Annotated in this window: 9 protein-coding genes; 6 read left to right on the forward strand and 3 right to left on the reverse strand. The window is 62.8% G+C overall.

The window, feature by feature from the left end:
* Positions 1–109 precede the first annotated feature (109 nt).
* The 3 genes from GTP55_RS02760 (at position 110) to GTP55_RS02770 (ending at position 5,839) form a co-directional block, all read left to right on the forward strand.
* Positions 110–1,216: an S-(hydroxymethyl)glutathione dehydrogenase/class III alcohol dehydrogenase gene (locus tag GTP55_RS02760; RefSeq protein ID WP_161043463.1), complete on the forward strand. Its 1,107-nt coding sequence runs from the start codon at positions 110–112 to the stop codon at positions 1,214–1,216.
* Positions 1,217–1,339: 123 nt separating this feature from the next.
* Positions 1,340–3,505 (forward strand): M56 family metallopeptidase, encoded by a 2,166-nt coding sequence (locus GTP55_RS30015; RefSeq protein WP_161043464.1) that lies wholly within the window; start codon positions 1,340–1,342, stop codon positions 3,503–3,505.
* 33 nt (positions 3,506–3,538) lie between these two features.
* The gene (locus GTP55_RS02770; protein WP_161043465.1) at positions 3,539–5,839 is read left to right on the forward strand and encodes a UvrD-helicase domain-containing protein; all 2,301 of its coding nucleotides are present in this window, start codon (positions 3,539–3,541) and stop codon (positions 5,837–5,839) included.
* Here the strand turns inward: GTP55_RS02770 and GTP55_RS02775 are convergent.
* Genes GTP55_RS02775 through GTP55_RS02785 form a run of 3 tightly spaced genes read right to left on the reverse strand, consistent with a single transcriptional unit; the run spans position 5,836 to position 8,009 of the window.
* Entirely contained in the window at positions 5,836–6,618 is a 783-nt protein-coding gene (locus GTP55_RS02775) for a BPSS1780 family membrane protein (protein ID WP_161043466.1), read from the reverse strand. The two genes, GTP55_RS02770 and GTP55_RS02775, sit on opposite strands and share 4 nt — an antisense overlap.
* Complete coding sequence (locus GTP55_RS02780) at positions 6,618–7,574, reverse strand: homoserine kinase (protein ID WP_161043467.1); 957 nt, start codon at positions 7,572–7,574, stop codon at positions 6,618–6,620. Before GTP55_RS02780 ends, GTP55_RS02775 begins: the two co-directional genes overlap by 1 nt.
* A 27-nt stretch (positions 7,575–7,601) precedes the next feature.
* Complete coding sequence (locus GTP55_RS02785) at positions 7,602–8,009, reverse strand: hypothetical protein (RefSeq protein WP_161043468.1); 408 nt, start codon at positions 8,007–8,009, stop codon at positions 7,602–7,604.
* Positions 8,010–8,207: 198 nt separating this feature from the next.
* Here GTP55_RS02785 and polA point away from each other — a divergent pair, with 198 nt between their 5' ends.
* From polA to GTP55_RS02800, 3 genes are all read left to right on the forward strand, one after another.
* A complete protein-coding gene (gene polA, locus GTP55_RS02790) occupies positions 8,208–10,979 on the forward strand; it encodes a DNA polymerase I (RefSeq protein WP_161043469.1) in 2,772 nt (923 codons plus the stop codon).
* Positions 10,980–11,066: 87 nt separating this feature from the next.
* The gene (locus GTP55_RS02795; protein ID WP_161043470.1) at positions 11,067–11,951 is read left to right on the forward strand and encodes a dienelactone hydrolase family protein; all 885 of its coding nucleotides are present in this window, start codon (positions 11,067–11,069) and stop codon (positions 11,949–11,951) included.
* Positions 11,952–12,210: 259 nt separating this feature from the next.
* The gene (locus GTP55_RS02800) at positions 12,211–12,915 is read left to right on the forward strand and encodes a ZIP family metal transporter (RefSeq protein WP_161043826.1); all 705 of its coding nucleotides are present in this window, start codon (positions 12,211–12,213) and stop codon (positions 12,913–12,915) included.
* Positions 12,916–12,919 lie beyond the last annotated feature (4 nt).

The following is a 12,919-nucleotide window of genomic DNA, read 5'->3' on the forward strand; positions in this document are numbered from 1 at the left end:
CAATGCGACAACGCTGCTTTTAGAAAAAACGAGGCATCTCCCTCAGCTTAGATGTTCTTTTGGTACAGGGGAATTTGTTATCATGATGTTCCAACGCGAAAGGAACATCATGAAAACCAAAGCAGCCGTTGCCTGGCAAGCGGGCAAGCCCCTGACGATTGAAGAAGTCGAACTGGGCGGCCCGCGCGAAGGCGAAGTGCTGGTGGAAATCAAGGCCACCGGCATCTGCCATACCGATTACTACACCCTGTCCGGCGCCGATCCGGAAGGCATCTTCCCTGCCATCCTGGGCCATGAAGGCGCCGGCGTGGTGGTGGACGTCGGTCCGGGCGTCAAATCGCTCAAAAAAGACGACCACGTCATTCCGCTGTACACGCCGGAATGCCGCCAGTGCAAATTCTGCCTGTCGCAAAAAACCAATCTGTGCCAGTCGATCCGCTCCACGCAAGGCCGCGGCCTGATGCCGGACGCCACCAGCCGCTTCTCCATCGACGGCAAGCCGATCTATCACTACATGGGCACGTCGACCTTCTCCAACTACATCGTGGTGCCGGAAATCGCGCTGGCCAAGATCCGCGAAGACGCGCCATTCGATAAAGTCTGCTACATCGGTTGCGGCGTCACCACCGGCGTGGGCGCCGTGCTGTTCACCGCCAAGGTGGAGGCGGGCGCGAATGTGGTGGTGTTCGGTCTCGGCGGCATCGGCCTGAACGTGATCCAGGCGGCCAAGATGGTCGGCGCGGACAAGATCATCGGCGTCGATATCAATCCGGCCCGCCAGGCCATGGCGCGCAAGTTCGGCATGACCCACTTCATCAATCCGAACGAAGTGGAAAATGTGGTCGACCACATCATCCAGCTGACCGACGGCGGCGCCGACTACAGCTTCGAGTGCGTCGGCAATACCACGCTGATGCGCCAGGCGCTGGAGTGCTGCCACAAAGGCTGGGGCAAGTCGATCATCATCGGCGTGGCGGCGGCCGGCCAGGAAATCTCCACCCGTCCGTTCCAACTGGTGACCGGGCGCGAGTGGAAGGGCTCGGCCTTCGGCGGCGCCCGCGGCCGCACCGACGTGCCGAAGATCGTCGACTGGTATATGGAAGGCAAACTCAATATCGACGACCTGATCACCCATCGCCTGAAGCTGGAAGACATCAACCAGGGCTTCGACCTGATGAAGAGCGGCGAGTCGATCCGCTCGGTGGTGCTGTACTAAAGCTGTGCCCGGATGGATGTAGAAAAAAAGTTCTAGACTTCGCAATCTAGATAATTTATTCTACATCCATCGACTCGGAGGGCGGCATGGATCTCAATCTCAATTTCTCGGCGGACAGCGGCGATGAATAGCCTGCTGTCAGCCATCGTGTCCGCCGTGGGCTGGGCACTGCTGCATTTTATCTGGCAGGGGCTGTTGATCGGCTGGGCCGTCACGCTGGCCATGCACCTGCTGCGCAAGGCGCGTCCGCAGACGCGTTACGCCGTGGCCTGCGGCGGCATGCTGTTGTGCGCCGCGCTGCCGCTGTCGAGCATCATTATTCAACTGGCTGACCTGCAGGCCAGCGCTGGCTTTGGTGCGACGCAGTCCGTGGCCGTGTCCGGCGGGGCCGACAGCGCCGGCGCCCTGCTCAGCGATAGCGCGCTGGATAGCTTGAAAGACCTGCTGCGCCGGCAACTGCCGTGGGTGGTCGGCCTGTGGCTGGCCGGTGCGGCCTTGATGGCACTGCGCCTGGCCATCGGCCTCAAGTGGGTGGCGGATCGCACGCGGCCCGATGAATACACCACTAATCCTTACTGGCAGCGCCGCTTGTCCGAGCTGGCGCGCCGTTTCGACATCGATTTTCACGTCCGACTGGGCGTGGCCGACAAGCTGGACAGCCCAATCACGGCGGGCTGCTGGAAGCCGATCGTGCTGGTGCCCACCGCGCTGATCACCGGCATGCCGGCCGATCTGCTGGAAGCGCTGCTGGCGCACGAGCTGGCGCATATCAAGCGGCACGATTACCTGGTCAACCTCATACAAAGCACGATTGAAATCGGGCTGTTCTATCACCCTAGTGTTTGGGCACTATCGCGCAGGATACGGATCGAGCGGGAACAAATCGCCGACGACCTGGCCGTGGGTATGCTCGGCCAGCCGCAAAGGCTGGCGCAAGCCCTGTCGCAACTGGATCGCTTTCAGTTCGACACCACCCAACTAGCCCACGCGGCTCACGGAGGAAATCTCATGTCTCGTATCAAACGCCTGCTGCGTCCCGATGTTGAACCGGTCAGCTGGAAAATTGCCATGCCGTTGGCAGGTCTGTTGGCGGCCGGCGCCATGTTCTATGCCCATGCCGCACCGCCAGCACCACCCGCGCCACCGGCCGCGCCGATGGAAGCCGAAGTGCCAGCCGTACCCGCCACGCCGGCCATTGCAGATGCGCCGGACGTGCCTGATGCACCTGATGCACCTGATGCACCCGACGCACCTGAGCTGGTGGCGCAAGTCGCTCCGGTGGCACCGGTTGCACCCGTGGCACCAGTAGACCCGGTAACGGAAGAGATCGCGCCTGTTGCGCCAGCAGCTCCCGCAGCGCCAGCAGCCCCCGCAGCCCCCGCGGCCCCAGCAGCTCCGGCAGCCCCAGCAGCTCCCGCCGCGCCAGCAGCTCCCGCCGCCCCCGCGCCCGTGCTGGGCGCGATTTCTGCCAAAGTCAGCCTGGCAGGTGACGCTGGCGTGCTGCGCATCAAGAGCGACCAGCTGAGTTCACGCTTTCCGAAAGGTGAGCGCAGTGCCTACGCGATCGTGCGTGGCGGCAGTGACAGCATGACTGTCTCGGCCAGTACCGCTGAAATCCGCAAAGTGGCGCAGTTGCGGGCCACCATGAAAGGCGATTTCCTCTGGTTCCGTGATGGCGACAAAACCTACGTCATCAAAGATCCCGCCCTGCTGGCCCGTCTGGACGAAGCGTGGACGCCGGTCAACCGCATCGGCAGCCAGATGGACGAGCAAGGCAAAAAACTCGATGCGCAAGGCAAGCTGCTTGAAGCCACCGCCTCTCAGATCGGCAAAGAGGCCGGTGAATTCGGCCGCCAATCGCTGCAGGAGTCCGAGGTGCACCGCCGCGCGATCGAGCAACTGGCCAGGGCGCAGGAGGCTTTGTCGCGCCGCATGGCGGAAGCCGCCACCCAGGAACTGGGCGCCGGCAGTAATCCTGAAAAAATCCGTGCCTTCCACGAAAAGCAGGCGAGCCTGCAGCGTGAAATGGAGCCGCTGCGCAAGCAGATGGCTGAAAAGCAGCGCGAGCTGTCAGCCAAGATGGAAAAGTTGCGCGAGCAGAATCGCCCGCTGGATGCGTTGAACAAGCGTATGGCCGACGCCGCGCGTCCCATGGGGGAGATGAGCGCGCAAATGGCCAAGCTCAACCTTCAACATGCTGACGCCGTGCGCGACGCGGAACGCGCCATGCAAGCGCTGATGCAGGAATCCCTGCAAAACGGCAAAGCCGTTCCGGCACCATCTGCTTAAACTGCGAATTTTGCATCCCGGTATAATCACGGGATGCAAAATCTTCTCCACAACCTTAACGAGGAACAGCTCGCCGCTGTCACCTTGCCCGCGCAGAGCGCCCTGATCCTGGCGGGCGCCGGTTCCGGTAAAACCCGTGTCCTGACCACCCGCATCGCCTGGCTGGTCCAGACCGGCCAGGTGTCGCCATCCGGCATCCTGGCCGTGACCTTTACCAATAAGGCCGCCAAGGAGATGCTGACCCGCCTGTCCGCCATGCTGCCGATTAATACGCGCGGCATGTGGATCGGCACTTTCCACGGCCTGTGCAACCGCCTGCTGCGCACCCATCACCGCGACGCCGCCTTGCCGCAGACCTTCCAGATCCTCGATTCGCAGGATCAGCTGTCGGCCATCAAGCGCCTGTTGAAGGCCAATAACGTCGATGACGAGAAGTTTCCCCCGAAGGAGATCATGTACTTCATCAACGGCGCCAAGGACCAGGGCCTGCGCGCCGACAAGATCGATCCCTACAACGCCGACGAGCGCAAGAAGGTCGAGCTGTACCAGCTGTACGACGACCAGTGCCAGCGCGAAGGCGTGGTCGATTTCGCCGAACTGCTGCTGCGTACCTATGAACTGCTGCTGCGCAACCAGCCGCTGCGCGAACATTACCAGCAGCGCTTCCAGCACATCCTGGTCGACGAGTTCCAGGATACCAATGATTTGCAGTACAAGTGGCTGAAGCTGCTGGCCGGTCACGGCACCCAGCGCGGCGGCGTGGTGTTTGCCGTCGGCGACGATGACCAGTCGATTTACGCCTTCCGCGGCGCCAACGTCGGCAATATGAGCGCCTTCGAGCGCGAGTTCAACGTCAAGAACCTGATCAAGCTGGAGCAGAACTACCGCTCGCACGGCCACATTCTGGACGCGGCCAACATCCTGATCGCCAATAACAGCAAGCGCCTGGGCAAGAATCTGCGCACCGACGCCGGTCACGGCGAGCAGGTGCGCGTCTACGAAGCCAACTCGGACCTGTCCGAAGCGTCGTGGATTATCGAAGAGACCAAGAACCTGATCCACGACGGCGCCTCGCGCAGCGAGATCGCGGTGCTGTACCGCTCCAACGCGCAGTCGCGCGTGATCGAGCATGCGCTGTTCTCGGCCGGCATTCCGTACCATGTGTACGGCGGCCTGCGCTACTTCCAGCGCGCCGAGGTCAAGCACGCCATTGCATATTTGCAGCTGATGGACAATCCGCACAATGATTCGGCCTTTCTGCGCGTGGTGAATTTCCCGACCCGCGGCATCGGCGCCCGCACGCTGGAGACCTTGCAGGCCGCCGCCGAGCAGTACCGCATCTCGCTGTACGCCGCCGTGCCGTATATCACCGGCAAGGCCGGCACCTCGCTGTCGGGCTTCGTCAAGCTGATCGAGGGTGTGCGCTTTGAAACGCAGCAGATGGCCTTGCCGGAACTGGTGCGCGTCGTGCTGGAGCAATCGACGCTGCTGACCCACTACGCGACGGAAAAAGAAGGCGCCGACCGCATCGAAAACCTGGAGCAGATGGTCAGCGCCGCCACCCAGTTCCTGTCGGAAGAGGGCTACGGCCAGGGCTCGCCGGCGCATCTGGGCCCGCAGTCGCAGGCGCAGTCCGGCGACGCCATCATCAATCAGGACGGCATCGAGATCCTGGATGCCGATGCGCCGCTGTCGACCGTGATGTCGCCGCTGTCGGCCTTCCTGTCGCACGCCTCGCTGGAGGCCGGTGACAACCAGGCCGCCGCCAGCCAGGAAGCCGTGCAGATGATGACGGTGCACTCGGCCAAAGGGCTGGAGTTCAACAATGTCTTCATCACCGGCCTGGAAGAGGGCTTGTTCCCGCACGAGAGCAGCTCGCGCGAGCACGACGGTGTGGAAGAAGAGCGCCGCCTGATGTACGTGGCGATCACCCGTGCGCGCGAACGTCTGTACCTGAGCTTCGCGCAGACCCGCATGCTGCACGGCCAGACCCGCTACAACATGAAGTCGCGCTTCTTTGAAGAATTGCCGGAAGAGTCGCTGAAGTGGCTGACACCGAAGGTGCAGCCGAACTGGTTCGGCGCCAAGAAATCGGCCTGGGACGAGGCGCCGCTGGTGGGGTCGGACAAGGCGCTGGCGCAGCAGATCGCCAGCAAGTCGCTGGCGGCCAGCACCGGCTGGCGACTGGGCCAATCGGTCGCCCACGCCAAGTTCGGCGAGGGCGTGATTGTGAATATCGAAGGCAGCGGCAACAACGCCCGCGCTCAGATCAACTTCGGCAGCGCGGGCATGAAAGTGCTTGACTTGAGCATCGCCAAGCTGGAGAAAATCTAGAGCGGCTTGTTCAGGTCGATCACCTCCGGCAGCGCCGGAGGCGTGCCGAACATCTGCGTGTAGGCTGCGTATACCATGCAGTGCACCAGCACGAGCGAGATCAAAAACAGCGTGAAGACGGCGGCCACGGTCAGGCTCGATATGCCCAGCACTAGCACCACCAGTTGCACGCTGACAAAGTACAGCAGGTGCAGCACGATCACGGCGGTGGCAAAGGCCTTGACGCCGCGCAGCACGCTGACCACGCTGAAGAACAGCGCCTTGGTCAGCGCTATCTTCTGCCAGAAAATCAACGGCGCCGTCATCGACATCAATATCCAGCCGATCATGTAAATGGCCGAGCCGGCCAGCATGCCGCTGAACAAACCTTCCACATCGCCCGGCTTGATCGCGCCCTTGGCCTGGGCTTCGCTCATGGCCTTGATGGCGTCGCCGGACAGGCTGTAGATCGCCACCATCGCCAATACCATCAGCAGGCAGTTGATGCCGCCCAGCAGCAACAGCTGCTTGCGCATCGGCGACTGCACGCCCACCAGCAGCAGGTGCGGCATGGCGCGCCGGCCCTGGTCGACCTCGGCGCAGCCCTGCAGCAGGGCGATGCTGAACAGCGGCATCATCACGCACCAGACGATCTGCCCCAGCACCGGCAGCAGCAGGATGAAGAAGGACGAGAACATGCAGATGAACAGCAGCGCCATCAGTCCACCGGGCTGTTTGCGGAACAGCTGCAGGCCCTGCTTGACCCATTGCCAGCCTGCGCGTGCGGGAAGTTTTTCCATCAGAACAGTCCTGGCGCCGGCGTGGCGATGCGTTCGCGCAAGATGCGCTCAAAGTGGCCGGGATCGTGCGGGGTCAGCATTTCGGCTGCGCGCGGACAATAGAAGTCATACAGGCGCGACAGCCAGAAACGCAGCGCGCCGGCGCGCAGCATCGGCTGCCAGGCGGTGTGTTCAGCGGCGGTGAACGGCCGCACCGCGTGGTAGGCGTCCAGCAGGGCGCGCACGCGGGCCTGGTCCAGCACGCCGGTGCCGACATCGATGCACCAGTCGTTGACGGTGACGGCGACGTCGAACAGCCAGGTGTCGCAGCCGGCGAAGTAGAAGTCGAAGAAGCCGGTCAGGCGTTCGCCGTCAAACATCACGTTGTTGCGGAACAGGTCGGCGTGGATCGGGCCGGCCGGCAGCTGCTTGTGGATGTCGCAGGCGGCAAACGCGTCCTGGAAGTGCACTTCGGCCCGCAGCAGGTGCGCCTGCTCGTCCGGGATGAAGGGCAGCACTGCCGGCGTGGTGGCGTGCCACCAGGCCAGGCCGCGCAGGTTAGGCTGCTGCAAGGCGTAGTCCTGGCCGGCCAGATGCATCCTGGCCAGCATGGCGCCGACGGCGGCGCAATGCACCGGCTGCGGGTCCATTTGTGAACGGCCTTCCAGTTTGCTGACGATCGAGGCCGGCTTGCCGTGCAGAGCGACAATCAGCTCGCCTTTGTCATTGGCTACCGGGGCCGGCACCAGCACGCCGCGCTCGGCCAGGTGGCGCATCAGGTTGAGATAGAACGGCAGTTGTTCAAACGACAGGTTTTCGAAGATGGTGAGTACATACTCACCGCGCTCCGTCGTCAGGAAGAAATTGCTGTTTTCAATGCCGGAACTGATGCCTTTGAGCTCAAGCGCTTTGCCGAGCGGAAATTGGGTGATCCACTGGGCGACATCGTCCAGCGCTACCGGGGTAAAGACTGCCATGTGAAAAGTGTGTAATTCCGTGGTGGTTTATTTGGCCGGAGCAGGCTGTGGCGGCGGATTGTTGTCCGACGCGGCGTCGTCTTCCGGTGCTTTCTTTTTCTTGCCGAGGTCGAATTCGAACAGCGTCCATTGCGCGCCGCGTGGGGCGCCGCTCATGGCGTCGCCCGGCACGGAGGTGCCGACCGGGTGGTTGGGGCGCAAGGTATAGGTGCTGGGACCGCTTTTGACGGTGGCTTCGACCACATTGCCGCTGTTGTCGCGGCGTTCGGTAATCTTGTTTTGCGCCGGCTTGGCGCTGATGGTGACCGGATCATCCGTCACTTCTTCCAGTTTTTCCATTTTGGGCGGCGCCTGGCTCGGCGTCGACTGCGCCAGCGCGGTGTGGGCGCTGAGCGTCAGCAGCAGGGCAGGCCAGAGGAGGGAAGTGCGCGTCATGATGGGTCGCCTTTAGCAGAGAGATGGCTGCGGAATTTTTATGTATGATCCATTGTAACAAACAGACACCCATCGCTGTGCTTTCCCTTCGGGGGAGACAGGGGAATTGCCAATTCTTAAACTTTGCTGCGCTGCCGGACGGCGGTCAAAACCTGCGATAATGTTGCATTCACGCCCAAGCATCCTCACTTAGTACCTATGCAAAATACCCTGTTGTTAGTAGACGGCTCCAGCTATCTTTATCGCGCCTTCCACGCGCTGCCCGACCTGCGCAGCGCCGACGGCCATCCGACCGGCGCCATGCACGGCATGGTCAACATGCTGCGCCGCCTGCGCGCGGATTATCCGGCCGCCTACATCGCCTGCGTATTCGACGCCAAGGGCAAGACCTTCCGTGACGATATGTATCCGGAATACAAGGCCACGCGCGCCTCGATGCCGGACGACCTGCGCCTGCAGATCGAGCCGATCCACGAGGCGGTCAAGGCCATGGGCTGGCCGATCCTGATGGTCGAGGGCGTAGAGGCGGACGACGTGATCGGCACACTGTCGTACGAGGCGGCCAAGGCCGGCATGAACGTGGTGGTGTCCACTGGCGACAAGGACCTGGCGCAGTTGGTCAACGACAAGGTGATGCTGATCAACACCATGACCAACGAGAAGATGGACGAGGCCGGCGTGCTGGCCAAGTTCGGCGTCCCGCCGAACCGCATCATCGATTACCTGACCCTGATCGGCGACACCGTCGACAACGTGCCGGGCGTGAGCAAGTGCGGGCCGAAGACCGCGCTCAAATGGCTGAGCGCCTACGACTCGCTGGACGGCGTGATCGCCAACGCCGACAAGATCAGCGGCGCCGTCGGCCAGAACCTGCGCGATGCGCTGGAGTGGCTGCCGAAAGGCCGCGAATTGATCACTGTCAAGCTGGACTGCGACCTGAGCGGCCACATGGTGTCGATCAGCGAGTCACTGGTCGCGCGCGAGGAAGACAAGGAAGCGCTGCTGGCCTTCTTCGGCAAATACGGCTTCAAGACGCTGCTGCGCGAACTGGGCGCGGCGGCCAGCACGCCGGCCGGTGCGCCGGCCTCGACCGTGAAGGTGTCGCTGGATGCGCCGGTTGGCGGCGCCGCCTCCATGAATGGCGACCTGTTCGCCGAACCGGTGGTCGCCACCTATGAAACGGTCAGCACCGACGAACAGCTGGACCAGTGGATCGCCCGCATCAACGCCGCCGAACTGACCGCCGTCGATACCGAGACCACCTCGCTGGAGCCGATGACGGCGCAGCTGGTCGGCATTTCGCTGTCGGTCAAGCCGGGCGAAGCCTGCTACATCCCGGTGGCGCACGCCTACCAGGGCGTGCCGGCGCAACTGGAGCGCGAGCATGTGCTGGCCAGGCTGAAACCGTGGCTGGAAGACGCCACCAAGCTCAAGGTCGGCCAGAACCTCAAGTACGACAGCCACATCTTCGCCAACCATGGCGTATCGCTGCAAGGCATTCACCACGACACGCTGCTGGAATCGTATGTGTTTGAATCGCACCGCACGCACGACATGGACAGCCTGGCGCTGCGCCACCTGAACCACACCACGATTCCCTTCGTGGACGTGTGCGGCAAGGGCGTCAACATGATCACCTTCGACCAGGTGGCGATTGACCGCGCCACCGAGTACGCGGCGGAAGACGCCGACATCACCCTGCGCCTGCACCAGAACATGATCGGCGAGGTGGAGAAGGACGAGAAGCTGAACTTCATCTATCGCAACATCGAGCTGCCGACGGCGGTGGTGTTGCAAAAGATCGAACGCAACGGCGTGCAGATCGACGCTGCGCTGCTGGCGCAGCAGTCCACGGAACTCGGCGCGCGCATCATCGAACTGGAAGCCAAGGCGCATGAGCTGGCCGAACAGCCGTTCAACCTCGGTTCGCCGAAGCAGATCGGCGAGATTTTCTTTGAGAAGCTCAAGCTGCCGGTGGTGAAGAAGACGCCGAGCGGCGCGCCATCGACCGACGAAGAAGTGCTGCAAAAGCTGGCCGAGGATTATCCGCTGCCGAAAGTGCTGCTGGAATACCGCAGCCTGTCCAAGCTGAAATCGACCTACACCGACAAGCTGCCAAAGGGCATCAACGCGCAGACCGGCCGCGTGCACACCAACTACGCGCAGGCGGTGGCGGTGACGGGGCGGCTGGCGTCCAACGATCCGAACCTGCAAAACATTCCGATCCGCACCAAGGAAGGCCGCCGCATCCGCGAGGCGTTCGTGGCGCCGGCCGGCTCGCACATTGTGTCGGCCGACTATTCGCAGATCGAACTGCGCATCATGGCGCACATTTCGGAAGACGCCAACATGCTGCGCGCGTTTGCCGAGGGCGTGGACATTCACCGCGCCACCGCCGCCGAGATTTTCGGCGTCGCGCCGGAGACGGTGGAGAACGAGCAGCGCCGCTACGCCAAGGTGATCAACTTCGGCCTGATTTACGGCATGAGCGCGTTTGGCCTGGCCAGCAACCTGGGCATCGAGCGCGGCGCGGCGCAGAGCTATATCGAGCGTTACTTCGCGCGCTTCTCGGGCGTCAAGCAGTATATGGACGACACGCGCCTGCAAGCGAAAGCGCGCGGCTATGTGGAGACGGTGTTCGGCCGCCGCCTGTGGCTGCCGGAGATCAATTCGCCGAACGGCCCACGCCGCCAGGGCGCCGAACGCGCGGCAATTAACGCGCCGATGCAGGGCACGGCCGCCGACCTGATCAAGCTGGCCATGATCGCGGTGCAGAACTGGCTGGAAGCCGAGCAGCTGGGCACGCGCATGATCATGCAGGTGCACGATGAACTGGTGCTGGAAGTGCCGGATGCCGAGCTGGAACTGATCAAGCAGAAATTGCCGGAGCTGATGGCCGGCGTGGCGCAGCTGAAAGTACCGCTGATTGCCGAAGTCGGCGTTGGCAGCAACTGGGATGAAGCACACTAACACCTCGTCATCCCCGCGCAAGCGGGGACCCATGCTGAGTATGGACTCCGGCTTGCGCCGGAGCGACGGCCTTATTACGGAGGGTAGATGGACGATTTGACGCGTGATGCAGAGAGTTTGCTGACTAAAACCAAGCTGTCGGATGGCGTCGACCGCCGCGGCTTCCTCAAGACCGCCCTCGGCACCGGCTTCGCCGCCGCCACCCTGCCGGTGATGGCGCAAAACGTCATCAAGACCGACACCGTGGGCCTGAGCGCCGGCACCATCCAGGTCAACGTCAACGGCCAGAACGTCCCCGTGTACCGCGCCCAGCCGGAAGGCAAGACCAACCTGCCGGTGGTGCTGGTGATCTCGGAAATCTTCGGCGTGCACGAGCACATCGCCGACGTCGCCCGCCGCTTCGCCAAGCAAGGCTACCTGGCGCTGGCGCCGGACCTGTTCATTCGCCAGGGCGACCCGACCAAGGTGGCCTCCATCGCCGACCTGCAACGCGACATCATCTCCAAAACCCCCGACGCGCAAGTGTTCACCGACCTCGACGCCGTGGTCGACTGGGCCAAGGCCAACGGCGGCAACGCCGACAAGATCGCCATCACCGGCTTCTGCTGGGGCGGCCGCATCACCTGGCTGTACGCCGCGCACAATCCGTCGATCAAGGCCGGCGTGGCCTGGTACGGCCGTTTGATGGGGGACAGCAACGCCAACTTTCCCAGGCACCCGATCGATGTTGCTGGCACTCTGACGGTGCCCGTGCTGGGCCTGTACGGCGCCAAGGACACCGGCATCTCGCAAGAGTCGATCACCGTGATGAAAGCGGCCTTGGCCAAGGGCCCGAACAAGTCCACCTTCATCATCTACCCGAACTCCGGCCACGCCTTCCACGCCGACTACCGGCCGAGCTATGTCGAGGCCGACGCCAAGGACGGCTGGGGCCGCACACTGGCCTGGTTCAAGCAAAACGGCGTCAGCTAAGCCGTCATGCCTGCGAAAGCAGGAAGCCATATAGCCTGTGAGCAGCAAACTGAGTATGGATTCCCGCTTTCGCGGGAATGACCAGCAAGCATTTGAACGGATTTTAAGCAAAAAAGCATGCTGGGGAGTAAAATAACGCCCCGGCCTGCGCGACAGCGCGCACCGCCCAAGCACCAGAGGCTATAACATCGATCCCGTACTCATCTCCATCTTATTGGCAACCACACTGGCTGGCGTAGTGAGCATCACTGCGGCGGCCGTGTTCTCGTTTACCTTGCTGTCCAAGGTGGTCGAGCGCATGGTCAGCCTGTCGGTCGGCATCATGCTGTCGACCTCGCTGCTGCATGCCTTGCCGGAAGCGTTCGAGTCGAGCGCCAGCGCGCGCAGCCTGTTCGCCACGCTGCTGGGCGGGCTGCTGGCGTTCTTCCTGCTGGAGAAACTGGCGATCCTGCGCCACTCGCACCATCACGAGCATGACGGCCACCATCACCACCATGGCCACGACAAGCACGAAGCCGGCAAGGCCGGCTGGATGATCCTGGTCGGCGATGGCATGCACAACTTCACCGACGGCATCCTGATCGCGGCCGCCTTCCTGGCCAATCCCGAGCTGGGGCTGGTGACCGGGCTGGCCATCATCGCCCACGAGATTCCGCAGGAAATCGGGGATTTCATTGTGTTGTTGAATGCCGGCTTCTCGCGCACCCGCGCCTATGTGTACAACCTGCTGTGCAGCCTGCTGGCGATTGCCGGCGGCCTGCTGGGCTACTACACGCTGGACCGCGCCAGCAGCCTGATCCCGTACGTGCTGGTATTCGCTTCATCCGGCTTCATCTACATCGCCCTCAGCGACCTGATGCCGCAGATGCAGCGCCGCGCGACCTTGCGGGAATCGGTCCCGCAAGTGTTGCTGATAGCGGCGGGTGTCGCCATTGTCGTGTTCCTGGTCGGCACCCACCACTAAGCCT

Origin of the sequence: Duganella margarita (genome assembly GCF_009857535.1) — a bacterium.
Classification (GTDB): Bacteria; Pseudomonadota; Gammaproteobacteria; order Burkholderiales; family Burkholderiaceae_D; genus Rugamonas; species Rugamonas margarita.